Genomic DNA, 14,313 nt, shown 5'->3' with positions numbered 1-14,313 from the left:
CTCAGACTTCGCGCGGCGCCACCGGCACGTCTGGTTCCGCCGGGGTCATCTCCGGCAGTCCGCTGCGGATATGCAGGTCGCGCTGCGGATAGGGAATGACGATGCCGGCGCCCTTGAATGCGCGCCAGATTGCCAGGTTGATGTCCGAGAGTACGCTGCCCATTCCCGCCTCGGGGTCCTGGATCCATACCCGCAGTTCGAGTTCGATGCCGCTGTCGCCAAAGCCCATCAGGCGGGAGGTGGGCGCCGGATCGTCGAGAACCCGGGGGCTGATTCGGGCGGCCTGGTCCAGCAGGGCCAGCGCCTGTTCCGGGTCATTGTCATAGCTGATCGACACCGGGATTTTCAGGCGCACGTTGCGGTCGCTGTAGCTCCAGTTGATCACCTCGTTGGTGATCAGCATCTCGTTGGGGATCAGCCGTTCGACGCCATCGCGGTCCTTCACCACCACGTAGCGCGCATGCAGTTCCTGCACCCAGCCCAGCTTGTTGTCGATGGTGATGACGTCGCCCGGGCGGATCGAACGGTCGAACAGTACGATGAAGCCGCTGATGAAATTGCTGGCGATGCGCTGCAGGCCGAAGCCGAGGCCCACGCCGAGCGCGCCGCCGAAGACTGCCAGCGCGGTGAGGTCGATGCCCACCGCATCCAGCGCCAGCAAAAAGGCCAGCACCATCAGCACGAACTTGCTGAGCTTGACCAGCGCCACCTGCATCCCGGCGTTGACATACTCGGCGCGGCTGATGCGGTTTTCGATGATGCGCCCCAGCCACTGCGCCAGCAGCCACAACAGGGCCACCGCAAGGACGAACTGGATCACCGTCAGCACCGAGATCCGGGCGCTGCCCAGTTTCATCGCCACGCCGTCCAGCCCTTCCAGCACGGCGGGCAGCCAGCCCAGCAGGTGCAGCGCCACGACGATCCACGCCGAAGTTGCGATCAGGTTTTCCCAAGCCTTCACTGCCGGGCCGGGCCGGAAGGTCTTGCGCAGGAAATAGATCAGGATCCGGATCGTGGCCAGCGACACCAGCAAAGGCACGGCGAGGTCGAGCAGGTCCGCCGGGACGCCCCGATGCAGCAGCAGCGCCCGCCCGGCCAGCACCCCCAGCAGCATGCTGATGGGGAACAGGATGCGCTGCAGCGCCTTCAGCGCGAAATGCCGGACCGTATAGTCCTCGCCCTCCGCGGCCGGCACCGACAGGCTCTGGTTCATGACGCGGTACACCAGCAGCGCGCCCCCTGCGGCCAGCACCAGCACCGTCACCTGCCACCAGAACCCGGGGTCGTGGATCAGGCCACGGCCGTAATTCAGCACGGTTTGCAGGTCAAAAGGCAGGTCGAAAGGCATGGGATGCGCGCTCGGAGGTTTTTAGGACCATACCGGACCGGGACTGCACACGACAAGCCTTGTTTGGTCGCAGCGCAGCGGGCTTTCAGGACGGCGGGGCTGCATTTTCGCAGGCAGGGTCATGCATCGATGCGCTCCCACTCTCTATCCGTGCCGGGGATTCCGCCCGAGATACTCCGGCCCATCATGGACGCTGGTCGGGTCCTTCGCTCACCGCAGCACCAGCCGCTCGACCACGTACAGCAGCGCGACGACGATGCCCACAACCAGTGCGAAGCGCGACACCCGGCCAATATAGCCCAGGTACTTGCGGTTGCCGGTAAACAGCCACGCCAGTCCGAGCGCCACCACCGCGATCAGCAGGGCGACGATCATCAGGCGGACAAAAATCATGCGACAAGCGGATGCAGGCGAAGAAAAGCAGCGGGCACGTCTTCATCACGCTCGAAGCTGACGAATTCCCAGGCCTCCTGGTGCTGCAGCAGTTCGCGCAGCAGGGCATTGTTGAGCGCATGGCCCGACTTGTAGGCTTCGAAGGCGCCGATCACCGGGTGGCCCAGCAGGTAGAGGTCGCCGATCGCGTCGAGCACCTTGTGCTTGACGAACTCATCGTCGTAACGCAAGCCGTCCTGGTTCAGCACGCGGAACTCGTCCATGACGATGGCATTGTCGAGCGAGCCGCCGAGCGCCAGTCCCTGGTTGCGCAGGTATTCGACCTCGTGCATGAAGCCGAAGGTGCGCGCGCGCGCGACCTCCTTGGTGTAGGCGGTGTCGGCGAAGTCGATGGTCACGGTCTTGCCGCTCTTGTCGAACACCGGGTGCTTGAAGTCGATGGTGAACTCGACCTTGAAGCCGTTGTGCGGGACGAAGCGCGCCCACTTGTCGCCGTCATGCACCTCGATCGGCTGCGTGATGCGCACGTAGCGCTTCGCCGCATCCTGCTCGACGATGCCGGCGGACTGCAGCAGGAACACGAACGGCGCCGAGGAGCCGTCCATGATCGGGATCTCCGGACCGGTGAGGTCGACCAGCAGGTTGTCGATGCCCAGCCCGGCGAGCGCGGACATCAGGTGCTCGACGGTGGACACCTTGGCGGCGCCGGATTCGAGCAGCGAGCACAGCCGGGTGTCGGTGACCAGATACGGATCGGCCTTGAGCTCGGCAGGGGGGTCGAGGTCCATCCGCCGGAACACGATGCCGGAATCGGGGCCCGCCGGGCGCAGGGTCATCTCGACCTTGACGCCGGAATGCAGGCCGACGCCGGTTGCCTTCACCGGCGTTTTCAGGGTGCGTTGCTTGATCATCGCGGCATTTTAACCGGTCTCGCCAGCGGTATCGAGCAGGGCGACCGGAACCCGTCCGGTCGTCGCCCTGCGCCGACCCGCATGCTCAGTCCGCCTGCTTGCGCAGGAAGGCCGGGATGTCCAGGGTGTCGATGCCGGAATCGGCCATCGCCTGGATGGTGCGGCTGCGACGGCTGGTCATCACGCTCGGCACCTCTTCGCTGCTGCCCATCATCATCGGCGCATCGTCGGTGCCGGTGCGGATGATCTGCATCGGTTTCGGCTGCTGGCGTGCGACCGGGCTGCCGAGGCCGGTGGCAACCATGGTGACGCGCAGCGCGTCTTCCATGCCGTCGTCGAGCACCTGGCCGACGATGACCGTGGCTTCCTCGGCAGTGAAGCTCTTGATGGTGTTCATCACCTCGTGGATCTCGCGCATCTTCACGCTGGACGAGGCGGTAATGTTGACCAGCACGCCGCGGGCGCCGGCCAGATTGACATCTTCCAGCAGCGGGCTGGCAACGGCCTGCTCGGCTGCAATGCGTGCGCGGTTGTCGCCGCTGGCCTCGGCCGAGCCCATCATCGCCATGCCCATCTCGCTCATTACGGTGCGCACGTCGGCGAAGTCGACGTTGACCAGACCCGGGCAGTTGATGACTTCGGCGATGCCGCCGACCGCGCCGTGCAGCACGTTGTTGGCCGCCTTGAAGGCGTCGAGCATCGAGACATCGTCACCCAGCACCTGCATCAGCTTCTCGTTGGGGATGATGATCAGCGAATCGACATGGCGGGAGAGCGCCTCGATGCCGGCGTTGGCGGCGCGCACCCGCTTGCCTTCGAACATGAAGGGCTTGGTGACCACGGCCACGGTCAGGATGCCGAGTTCCTTGGCGACTTCGGCCACCACCGGGGCGGCGCCGGTGCCGGTGCCGCCGCCCATGCCGGCGGTGATGAACAGCATGTCGGCGCCGTCGATCAACTCGGCGATGCGTTCGCGGTCTTCCAGCGCGGCTTCGCGGCCGACGTCCGGGTTGGCGCCGGCGCCGAGTCCCTTGGTCACGCCGTTGCCGAGCTGCAGCTGCATCTTCGCCTGGTTGCGCTTGAGCGCCTGCGCATCGGTATTGATGGCGATGAACTCCACGCCAGTCAAACCCGAATCGATCATGTGATCGACTGCATTGCCGCCACAGCCGCCCACACCGATCACCTTGATCACTGCATCCTGAGTGTCCACATCCATCAATTCAAACATCGTGCTCTCCTCTTTTACTCAAAACAAAAACCACTTTCAAAAATCCTTTGGTGTGTCTGCCTCGATGCGCTTGGCGCACCGGGCACAACCGCCAAATTCCGTTTCGACGCCGCGCTTGCCCGATCACAGGCATCGCCACGTCAGAAATTCCCCTTGAACCAGCTCTTCATGCGCTCGAGAATGTCCTTCAGGCTGTTGCCGGACAGCTTGGGCGCATCGCGTCCGCGCGCCTCCAGTCCGGCCAGCAGCAGCCCCATGCAGGTGGCGTAACGCGGGTTGTGCATCACGTCCGACAGCCCGCCCGCGTAGCGCGGCCAACCCATGCGCACCGGCATGTGGAAGACCTCCTCCCCCAGCTCGACCATGCCCTGCATGCCGGCCGAGCCGCCGGTGATGACGATGCCGGACGACAGCAGCTCCTCGAATCCGCTACGGCGCAGCTCGGCCTGCACCAGCGAATACAGCTCCTCCATGCGCGGCTCGATGAACTCGGCCAGCGTCTGCCGCGACAGCGTGCGCGGCGGCCGGTCGCCAATGCCGGGCACCTCGATCATGTCGCGCGCGTCGGCCAGCTGGCGCAGCGCGCAGCCGAACTGGATCTTGATGTCCTCGGCTTCCTTCGGCGGCGTGCGCAGCGCCACCGCGATGTCGTTGTTGACCTGGTCGCCTGCCACCGGAATCACCGCGGTGTGGCGGATCGCACCGTTGGTGAACACGGCGATGTCGGTGGTGCCACCGCCGATGTCGACCAGGCACACGCCGAGTTCCTTTTCGTCCTCGGTCAGCACCGCCATCGCCGAGGCCAGTGGCTGCAGCACCAGATCGCCGACTTCGAGCCCGCAACGGCGCACGCACTTGATGATGTTCTGCGCGGCCGAGACCGCGCCGGTGACGATGTGCACCTTCACTTCCAGCCGCATCGCGCTCATGCCAAGCGGGTCGCGCACGTCTTCCTGGCCGTCGACGATGAACTCCTGCGGAATGGTGTGCAGGATCTGCTGGTCGGTCGGGATGTTGACCGCGCGCGCGGTTTCCACCACGCGGTCGACGTCCATCTGGCTGATTTCCTTGTCCTTGATGGCATACATGCCATGCGAGTTGAAGCTTTTGATGTGGCTGCCGGCGATGCCCGTGTAGACCTCGCGGATCTTGCAGTCGGCCATCAGCTCGGCTTCTTCCAGCGCGCGCTGGATGGCGTTGACGGTGGCTTCGATGTTGACCACCACGCCGCGGCGCAGGCCGCGCGACGGATTCGTGCCCATGCCGATGACTTCGAGCACGCCTTCGTCGTTGATTTCTGCAACGATGCAGACAATTTTGGAGGTGCCGATGTCGAGGCCGACGACAAGGTTCTTGGGATCTCTGGGCTTACTCATGTTGCGTGGCACTCATGTTTTGCTCGGTTTGAAAGGGGACACGCCATCCGGCATGCGCACGGCGAAACCATCGGGGTAGCGCAGGTCGACCGTGACGGGCGCAACGGCGACGACGATCTGCCCGTCCTCGCTCTGCTGCGCGCCGAACAGGCGCGGATACAACTCGGCGAAACGTGCCAGTCGGACGTCGGTCTGCTCGCGGCCGAGCGCGAGCGTCATGCCGGTGTCGAGGCGAATGCGCCAGGCCCGGCGCGGCGACAGCCGTAGCTCCTCGATCGCCATGCCGAGCGGTGTGAGTGCTTGCTGATGACGCCGATAGGCAGCCACCACTTCATCCGCACTGTCCTCAGGTCCGGACAGGCGCGGCAGGCGGTCTGCCACCGCGGCGACAAACACCGTGCCCGCCTCGCTCACCAGCGCATCGTTGTTCCAGCGCGCCAGCGGCACATGTTCGGTGAGCGACACCACCAGGGTGTCGGGCCAGCGACGTTCGACCCGCGCCTCACGCACCCAGGGCAGCTTTTCCAGGCTGCTGCGCACGCGCTCGATGTCGACCGTGAAGAAGGTGCCACGCACCTGACGCTCGGCCACCAGCCGGATCTGCGCCTCGGTGACATGCGCCATCGGCGTCTTCACCTCGATCGCGCGCAGCGCGAACCACGGCTGCGCCATCACCCAGCTCGATGCGCCGTAGGCCAGCAGCGCGAGCGATCCCCAGGTCAGCACGCGGGCGACCTGGCTCAACGGGTGGGCGGCGATCTCGTGGGCGCTTACCTTCACAGGGTCTGCTCCAGGATGGCGATGCACAGTTGATCGAAACTCAGGCCTGCCACGCGCGCGGCCATCGGCACCAGGCTGTGGTCGGTCATGCCCGGCGAGGTGTTCACTTCCAGCAAATAGGGATTGCCGAGACTGTCCAGCATCACGTCGACCCGGCCCCAGCCACGGCCCTCAACCAGACGGAAGGCATCGAGCGCCAGATGCCGCAACGCCATTTCCTGCGCATCGGGCAGGCCCGCCGGGCAGTGGTACTGGGTATCGTCGCGCAGATACTTCGCCTCGAAGTCGTAGAAGGCCTTTTCTTTGGCGGGCTGCAGACGGATCAGCGGCAGGGCGGTGGTACCGAGTATGCCGACGGTGAACTCGGCGCCGTCGATGAATTTTTCCGCCAGCACCAGCGCATCGTGCTCGACCGCGACATCGAACGCCGCTTTCAACGTGCCCGCTTCGGTGACCTTGCTCATGCCGATGCTGGAGCCTTCGCGCGCCGGCTTGACGAAAATCGGCAGGCCGAGTCGTTTCTCGATCGCGGCGAAATCGCTGTCCGCAACCAGGATGTCCCAGTCGGCGGTCGGCAGGCCGGCGGCGCGCCACAGCAGCTTGGTGCGCCACTTGTCCATGCCGATCGCCGACGCCATGACGCCGCTGCCGGTGTAGGGCAGGTTCAGCAATTCGAGCGCGCCCTGCATGCAGCCGTCCTCGCCATAGCGCCCGTGCAGCGCGATGAAGACGCGGTCGAACTCGCCGCTGATGAGGTCGCCGAGGTTGCGGTTGGCGGGATCGAAGGCATGCGCGTCGATGCCCTGCCGCAGCAGCGCTGCCAGCACCGCATTGCCGCTGTTGAGCGACACGGGCCGCTCTGCAGACGTGCCCCCCAGCATCACCGCGACTTTTCCAAACTTGCTCACTGCCGCTCTCCAATAATGCGCACTTCACGGATCAGCCGCACGTTGGTGCGCATCTCCACGCTTTCTTCCACATGTTCGATCAAACGTTCGATGTCGGTCGCCGTGGCCTGGCCGATATTGACGATGAAATTGGCATGCTTTTCCGACACCTGCGCGCCACCGATGCGGTAGCCCTTGAGCCCGCACGACTCGATCAGCCGCGCGGCATGGTCGCCGGGCGGATTGCGGAACACCGAGCCGGCATTGGGCTGGCCCAGCGGCTGGGTGTCGATGCGTTTTTGCAGCAGCGAACGGATCGTTTCGCGCGAGGCCACACCATCGCCTTTTTCCAGACGGAACCAGCCGCCGATGAACCACTCTTGGTTCGGCTGCCTGAGCGCCACATGCCGATAGCCGATCACGTACTCGTGCGGCAGGCGTTCGTTCAGCTGGCCGTCGCGATCAAGCGTCTGCACCTGCACCAGCCGGTCCCAGGTTTCGCTGCCGTAGCAGCCGGCGTTCATCGCGATCGCGCCGCCGACGGTGCCGGGTATGCCGGCCCAGAATTCGCCGCCGACCAGGTCGTGGTTGGCGGCAAAGCGCGCCAGCTTGGGTGAGGCGACGCCGGCCTGGGCGTAGACCAGCGCGCTGTCGATGTCCTCGGGCGCCGCCGGCATGCCGTGCGTGCGGCTTTCGAGCGCGAGCTTCTTCAGCACCCCGTGCAGCAGGATCACCACACCGGCCACGCCGCCGTCACGCACCAGCAGGTTGCTGCCGAGCCCGACCATGTGGATGTCTTCATGCGCCGACACCGAACGCACCAGCCAGGTCAGGTCTTCCAGATCGGCCGGGATGTAAACGCGCTGCGCGGCGCCGCCGGCACGCCAGGAAACATGCTTTTTCATCGGCTCGTTGTAGAGGAAGCGGCCACGCAGCACCGGCGCATACGATTCCCCACGCGCTTCAGCACGTAGTGGATCGGAGTCCTTTAGGGCGGCGCCTCCCGTCGTGTCGATCTCGCTCATGCGGTAGTTATGTCGCATGCGCGTCTCCCAATGCCGGCGCGACCTGGCCGATACTGCCGGCGCCCATGACCAGCACCACGTCACCGGCCTGCGTCAGATCGCGCACCGTGGCCGGCACGTCGGCGACGTTTTCCACAAACACCGGCTCGACCCTGCCCGCCACCCGCACCGCGCGCGCCAGCGCACGGCCGTCGGCGGCAACAATCGACGTCTCACCGGCGGGATAGACCTCGGTCAGCACCAGCGCGTCGGTTTCCGACAGCACTTTGACGAAGTCTTCGAAGCAGTCGCGCGTGCGGGTATAGCGATGCGGCTGGAACACCAGCACCAGGCGCCGGCCGGGGAAAGCTCCGCGCACCGCCGCCAGCGTGGCGGCCATTTCCACCGGGTGATGGCCGTAGTCGTCGATCAGGCAGTAGCGGCCGCCGTCCTTCGCGGCCTGCTCGCCGTAGCGCTGGAAGCGCCGCCCGACGCCATGGAACTCGGCCAGTGCCTTGACGATCGCGGCGTCGCTCGCACCCACCTCGGTCGCCACCGCGATCGCGGCCAGCGCGTTCAGCACGTTGTGCATGCCGGGGTGGTTCAGCACCACGTCGAGATCGGCCATCTCCTCGCGCCGCACGGTGAAATGCATGCGGCCGCCCTCGAAGCGCGGGTTCAACGCGCGCACCTGGGCCGCCTCGTCGAAGCCATAGGTGGTGATCGGCTTGGTGATGCGCGGCAGGATTTCGCGCACGTGCGGATCGTCGATGCACAGCACCGCCATGCCGTAGAAGGGCAGGCGCTGGCAGAAGTCGACGAACGCGGTTTTCAGCCGCTCGAAGTCGTGGCCGTAGGTCTCCATGTGATCGGCGTCGATGTTGGTGACGATCGCGATCACCGGCGTCAGGTACAGGAAGGAGGCGTCCGATTCGTCGGCCTCGGCGACCAGAAAGTCGCCCTGGCCCAGGCGCGCGTTGGTGCCGGCGGCGGTGAGCTTGCCGCCGATGACGTAGGTCGGGTCCATGCCGGCTTCGCCGAGAATGCTGGCAACGAGGCTGGTCGTCGTCGTCTTGCCGTGGGTGCCGGCGACCCCGATGCCCTGCTTCAACCGCATCAGCTCGGCGAGCATCAGTGCGCGCGGCACGATCGGAATCTTCTTCTCGCGCGCGGCGACCACTTCGGGGTTGGCGTCCGCAACCGCGGTCGAGGTCACCACCACGTCAGCGTCGGCGATGTGCTCCGCCGCGTGGCCGCGATGGATGCGCACACCCAGCTTCGCCAGACGCTGCGTCACCGCGTTGTCGGCGAGGTCCGAGCCGGACACCGCGTAGCCCAGGTTGAGCAGCACTTCGGCGATACCGCTCATGCCGACGCCCCCCACGCCCACGAAATGAATGTGCTTGACGGCGTGCTTCATGGTTCGCGCCTCCGGCGCGAGGGATCAGGATTCAGGGACCAGGGGTCAGGGCCGACCGCCGGTATGTAGAGATTGGGTGCCGCGCCTGCGCACGCCAATACACTTAAAAAATCACGGATCACCGTCGTCATGTCGCTCTCCCTGACCCCTGACCCCTGACCCCTGACCCCTCAGCCAGCGCTTCGCAAATCTCAGCGACCCGCGCCGTGGCGTCGGGTTTGGCAAGCTTCAGGGCCTTGTCCGACATCGCGGCAAGCGAGGCTCGATCGAGTCCTTCGATCAGCGTCGCCAGCTTCTTCGCGGTCAAATCCTTCTGCTGCATCAGCCAGCCCGCACCCGCGTCGGAGAGGAATTCGGCGTTGCCGGTCTGGTGGTCGTCGACCGCAAACGGGAAGGGCACCAGCACCGCGGGCACGCCGGCGCACGCCAGTTCGGCCACGGTCATCGCGCCGGCCCGACAGATCGCGAAGTCGCAGGCGCGGTATGCGTCGGCCATGTTGTCGATGTAATCGCGCACATCGGCCTCGACGCCGGCGTCGGCATAACTGGCACGCAGGGCATCAAGATGCTGGCGGCCGGACTGGTGCACCACCTGCGGACGCTTGTCGGCCGGAAGCAGCGCAAGCGCCTGCGGCACCAGCGTGTTCAAGGCCGCGGCGCCGAGACTGCCGCCCACCACCAGCAGGCGCAGCGGCCCGGTCCGTGCGGAGCGGTCGTGCGCCGGCACCGCCACGATGTCCGCGCGCTGTTCATTTGCCAGCGCGGCGATGTCGCTCCGTACTGGATTGCCCACCCATTCAGTGTCGACAGAGCGGCACGGGATCGGCTTGTCGTGAGCGTAGGTGAAAACCTTGGGGAAGGCGGTCAGCACGCGGTCAGCCACGCAGGCCAGCACGCGGTTGGTCAGCCCACCGACCGAATTCTGTTCGTGGATGACCAGCGGCCGGTTCATCAGGCTCGCCATCATGCCACCGGGAAACGCGGTGTAACCGCCCATGCCGAGCACCACGTCGGGGCGGCGCGCGAGGATGGCGCGTAGGCTCTGCCAGAACGCGACCAGCAGCATGGCAGGCAGCAGCAGTTTCTTCAGCAGGCCCTTACCGCGCACGCCGCCCATCGACACCCACACCATGTCGATGCCGGCCGCCGGCACCACGCGCGCTTCGAGGCCGGCACGGGTGCCGAGCCAGAACACGTCCCAGCCGCGTGAGCGCAAGGCATCCGCCACCGCCAGCGCAGGATAGACGTGACCGCCGGTACCGCCGGCCATCACCATCAGGGTGCGATTCACGGCCGCCATCAGAAGGTCTTCCCCCGCATCATCTGCCGATGCTCCCAGTCGATGCGCAAGAGCACCGCGATCGCCAGGCAGTTGGCGACGATGCCGCTGCCGCCGAACGACAGGAAGGGCAGCGTCAGGCCCTTGGTCGGCAGCAGGCCGACGTTCACCCCCATGTTGATCAGCGCCTGCACGCCGAGCCAGATGCCGATGCCCTGCGCCACCAGCGCGCAATAGTTGCGTTCCAGCTGCGCCGCACGGTGACCGATCAGGAAAGCCTTGACGATCAGCCAGGCGAACAGGCCGATCACGACGGTAACGCCGACAAAGCCGAATTCCTCGGCGATCACGGCGAGCAGGAAATCGGTGTGCGCCTCGGGCAGATAGAAGAGTTTTTCGACGCTGCCGCCCAGCCCCTGTCCGAGCCACTCGCCGCGACCGAAGGCGATCAGCGCGTGGGAAAGCTGGTAGCCCTTGCCGTAGGGATCGGCGAACGGATCCATGAAGCCGAGCATGCGCTGCATGCGGTATTCCGAGGTGAGGATCAGCAGCGCAAAGCCGGCCAGCAACACCACCACCAGCGCCGCGAACACTTTCCAGTTGAGCCCGCCGACAAACAGGATGCCCATGCCGATTGCGACGATGACGACGAAGGCGCCGAAATCCGGCTCGCTCAGGAGCAGCACGCCGGTCAGCATCATCACTGCGGCCATCGGCAGAAAGCCCTTCTTGAAATCGTGCATAAAGGCCGCCTTGCGGGTGGTGTAGTCGGCGGCGTACAGCACGGCGAGGAATTTCATCAGTTCGGACGGCTGCAGATTGGCGAAGCCGAGCGGGATCCAGCGCCGGCTGCCGTTGACTTCGCGGCCGATGCCGGGGATCAGCACCACCACCAGCAATAGCAATCCCACCAGGAAAAGATACGGGGCGGCCTGCTGCCACACCTTCATCGGCACCTGGAACGCGGCGATGCCGACGCTGATGCCGATGGTGGTGAAGATGCCCTGGCGCAGCAGATAGTATTCGCCGTTGTAGCCGGTGTAGCGGGCGGCCTCGGCAATCGCGATCGAGGCCGAGTACACCATCACCAGGCCGATCGCCAGCAGGCCGAGCGCCAGCCACAGCAGGCTGAAATCGAGCTCGCCGCTGGGTTTGGGGGCGCGTGCGGTGTACAGCATTAGTGCGCCGCCCTCTCTGCCGCCAACTGGTTCACCGCCTCGACAAACACCTCCGCGCGATGCACATAGTTGCGGAACATGTCGAAGCTGGCACAGGCGGGCGACAACAGCACCGCATCGCCCGGCTGCGCGAGGTGCTGCGCCTGCGCAACGGCATCAGACAGGCTGGCGGCGCGATGGATCTCGACACCGCTGCCGGCGATGGCCGCTTCGATCAGCGGCGCGTCACGCCCGATCAGCAGCACCGCGCGGGCATTGGCCTTGACCGCCGCTTTCAGGGGGCCGAAATCCTGGCCCTTGCCGTCGCCGCCCAGTATCACCACGGCACGACGGTTGCCCATGCCGTAGAGTGCGGCTTCGGTGGCGCCGACATTGGTGCCCTTGGAATCGTCGTACCAGGTCACGCCGTCGATCTCGGCGACCTTTTCCACCCGGTGCGGCAAGCCCTTGAAGTGCAGCAACCCGCGCAGCAGCGGTTCCATCGGCAGCCCCAGCGCGCGCGTCAGCGCCAGCGCCGCCAGCGCATTGGCGGCATTGTGCAGGCCAGCCACCGGCAGTGCAGACAGCGGCATCAGCATGTCGCCGCCAACACACAGCTCGTCTTCGCACAGGCCGAAATTCTCGTCCACCGGGCAGCGGTCGAGCCCGAAGCTCACCACGCGCCTATCTGGCTGGGTCATCGCCAGGCTGCGCGGGTCGTCGCGATTGACCACCTGCACGCCGTTGCCGCTGTAGATCCGTGCCTTGGCCGCCGCATAGGCCACCATGTCGGGGTAACGGTCCATGTGGTCTTCCGACAGATTGAGCACAGTGGACGCATCGGCATCGAGGCTCGACGTGGTCTCGAGCTGGAACGACGACAGCTCCAGCACCCAGACCTGCGGCGCGGGCGCGAATCCCTGCTCGATGTCGAGCAACGCATCCAGCACCGGCAGGCCGATATTGCCCGCCACACAGGTGGTCAGGCCGGCCATGCGGCACATGTCGCCACACATGGCGGTGACGGTGCTTTTGCCGTTGCTGCCGGTGATCGCGATCACCCGCATCGTACCGCCTGCATCACCTGTCTCGGCGCGCTGCGCGTTGCGCGCGCGGATGGCGCGCGCGAACAGCTCGACGTCGCCGACGGCCTCGACCCCGGCGGCAATGGCGCGCGCGATCGCCGGGTCGGCCAGCGGCACGCCGGGGCTCACCACCAGCATGTCGGCCGACTGCAGACGCGCGTCGTCGAACGGTCCGGTGAAAAGCGGCACCTGCGGTAGCAACTCGGCCAGTGGCTTGGCATTTGGCGGCGTATCGCGGCTGTCGGCCACGCTCACCTGCGCACCCTGCGCCGCCAGCCAGCGCGCGCAGGACAGGCCGGTGTCGCCGAGGCCGATCACCAGGATGCGCTTGCCGGAGAAATCGAGGCTGTGCGTGCTCATCTCAGTTTCAGACTCGCCAGGCCGATCAGCACCAGCATCATGCTGATGATCCAGAAACGCACCACGACCTGATTTTCTTTCCAGCCCTTGAGTTCGTAGTGGTGGTGAATCGGCGCCATGCGAAACACGCGCTTGCCGGTGAGCTTAAACGAGGCGACCTGCACCATCACCGACAGCGTCTCGACCACGAACACGCCGCACATGATGAAGAGAACGATTTCCTGCCGAACGATGACGGCGACCACACCCAGCGCGGCGCCCAACGCCAGCGCGCCGACGTCGCCCATGAAGACTTCGGCCGGGTAGGCGTTGAACCAGAGGAAGGCGAGGCCGGCGCCCGCCATCGCAGCGCAGAAGATCGCCAGTTCGCCGGCGCCCGGAACGAAGGGCACGCCGAGGTAGGTGGAAAACACCGCATTGCCGGCCACGTAGGCGAAGATTGCCAGCGCCGAGGCCACCATCACCGTCGGCAGGATCGCCAGGCCATCGAGGCCGTCGGTCAGGTTGACCGCGTTGCTGGAGCCGACGATGACGAAATAGGTGAGCGCGATGAAGGCCGCAGCGGACAGTGCCAGTGTGGCGTTCTTGAAGAAGGGAATGATGAGCTCGGTATGCTGTGGCAGCGTGGCGGTGTTCCACAGGTAGACCGCGACCGCGAGGCCGATCACCGACTGCCAGAAATACTTCCAGCGCGAAGGCAGGCCGCGCGAGTTCTTCTCGACCACCTTGCGCCAGTCGTCGACCCAGCCGATCAGGCCGAAGCCGACCAGGGTGAGCAGCGCCACCCAGACATACGCGTTTGACAGATCCGCCCACAGCAGCGTGGTGACCGTGACCGACACCAGGATCAGCGCACCGCCCATGGTCGGCGTGCCGGCCTTGACCAGGTGGGTTTGCGGTCCGTCGCTGCGGACCGACTGACCGATCTTCAGCGCGGTGAGCTTGCGGATCACCGCAGGGCCGACGATGAAGGAAATCGTCAGTGCGGTCAGCGTCGCCAGCACGGCGCGCAGCGTCAGATAACTGAAGACGTTGAATGCCCGGATGTCCTGGCCCAGCGTTTCGAACAGCCACAGGAGCAT

At 65.8% G+C, this 14,313-nt stretch carries 13 protein-coding genes; all 13 read right to left on the bottom strand.

Annotated features, from left to right (window positions below; genetic code table 11):
- Window position 1: 1 nt before the first annotated feature.
- Window positions 2–1,348 (bottom strand): mechanosensitive ion channel family protein, encoded by a 1,347-nt coding sequence (locus Q8R61_RS08330; RefSeq protein ID WP_305536131.1) that lies wholly within the window; start codon window positions 1,346–1,348, stop codon window positions 2–4.
- Window positions 1,349–1,558: 210 nt separating this feature from the next.
- Complete coding sequence (locus Q8R61_RS08325) at window positions 1,559–1,741, bottom strand: hypothetical protein (RefSeq protein ID WP_305536130.1); 183 nt, start codon at window positions 1,739–1,741, stop codon at window positions 1,559–1,561.
- Window positions 1,738–2,652 carry a UDP-3-O-acyl-N-acetylglucosamine deacetylase gene (gene lpxC, locus Q8R61_RS08320; protein WP_305536128.1) on the bottom strand — a complete coding sequence of 305 codons (915 nt, stop codon included), beginning with the start codon at window positions 2,650–2,652 and terminating at the stop codon, window positions 1,738–1,740. Before lpxC ends, Q8R61_RS08325 begins: the two co-directional genes overlap by 4 nt.
- A gap of 85 nt (window positions 2,653–2,737) precedes the next feature.
- The gene (gene ftsZ, locus Q8R61_RS08315) at window positions 2,738–3,883 is read right to left on the bottom strand and encodes a cell division protein FtsZ (protein WP_305536127.1); all 1,146 of its coding nucleotides are present in this window, start codon (window positions 3,881–3,883) and stop codon (window positions 2,738–2,740) included.
- Window positions 3,884–4,023: 140 nt separating this feature from the next.
- Entirely contained in the window at window positions 4,024–5,259 is a 1,236-nt protein-coding gene (gene ftsA, locus Q8R61_RS08310; protein WP_305536126.1) for a cell division protein FtsA, read from the bottom strand.
- A gap of 12 nt (window positions 5,260–5,271) precedes the next feature.
- A complete protein-coding gene (locus Q8R61_RS08305; RefSeq protein WP_305536125.1) occupies window positions 5,272–6,039 on the bottom strand; it encodes a cell division protein FtsQ/DivIB in 768 nt (255 codons plus the stop codon).
- Entirely contained in the window at window positions 6,036–6,947 is a 912-nt protein-coding gene (locus tag Q8R61_RS08300) for a D-alanine--D-alanine ligase (RefSeq protein ID WP_305536124.1), read from the bottom strand. The genes Q8R61_RS08305 and Q8R61_RS08300 overlap by 4 nt, the downstream gene beginning before the upstream one ends.
- Window positions 6,944–7,969: a UDP-N-acetylmuramate dehydrogenase gene (murB, locus tag Q8R61_RS08295; protein WP_305536123.1), complete on the bottom strand. Its 1,026-nt coding sequence runs from the start codon at window positions 7,967–7,969 to the stop codon at window positions 6,944–6,946. The genes Q8R61_RS08300 and murB overlap by 4 nt, the downstream gene beginning before the upstream one ends.
- Window positions 7,959–9,350 carry a UDP-N-acetylmuramate--L-alanine ligase gene (gene murC / locus Q8R61_RS08290; RefSeq protein ID WP_305536121.1) on the bottom strand — a complete coding sequence of 464 codons (1,392 nt, stop codon included), beginning with the start codon at window positions 9,348–9,350 and terminating at the stop codon, window positions 7,959–7,961. Before murC ends, murB begins: the two co-directional genes overlap by 11 nt.
- A gap of 127 nt (window positions 9,351–9,477) precedes the next feature.
- Window positions 9,478–10,650, bottom strand: coding sequence for an undecaprenyldiphospho-muramoylpentapeptide beta-N-acetylglucosaminyltransferase (gene murG, locus Q8R61_RS08285; RefSeq protein WP_305536119.1), 1,173 nt, complete (start codon window positions 10,648–10,650; stop codon window positions 9,478–9,480).
- Window positions 10,650–11,807 (bottom strand): putative lipid II flippase FtsW, encoded by a 1,158-nt coding sequence (gene ftsW / locus Q8R61_RS08280; RefSeq protein ID WP_305536117.1) that lies wholly within the window; start codon window positions 11,805–11,807, stop codon window positions 10,650–10,652. Before ftsW ends, murG begins: the two co-directional genes overlap by 1 nt.
- Window positions 11,807–13,231 (bottom strand): UDP-N-acetylmuramoyl-L-alanine--D-glutamate ligase, encoded by a 1,425-nt coding sequence (murD, locus tag Q8R61_RS08275; RefSeq protein WP_305536115.1) that lies wholly within the window; start codon window positions 13,229–13,231, stop codon window positions 11,807–11,809. Before murD ends, ftsW begins: the two co-directional genes overlap by 1 nt.
- Window positions 13,228–14,313 (bottom strand): phospho-N-acetylmuramoyl-pentapeptide-transferase, encoded by a 1,086-nt coding sequence (gene mraY, locus Q8R61_RS08270; RefSeq protein WP_305536113.1) that lies wholly within the window; start codon window positions 14,311–14,313, stop codon window positions 13,228–13,230. The genes murD and mraY overlap by 4 nt, the downstream gene beginning before the upstream one ends.

This window comes from Thiobacillus sp. (assembly GCF_030696885.1).
In the GTDB taxonomy this organism is placed as follows: Bacteria; Pseudomonadota; Gammaproteobacteria; order Burkholderiales; family Thiobacillaceae; genus Thiobacillus.
The sequence above is the reverse complement of the archived record's forward strand: the minus strand, read 5'-3'. Positions and strand labels throughout refer to the sequence as shown.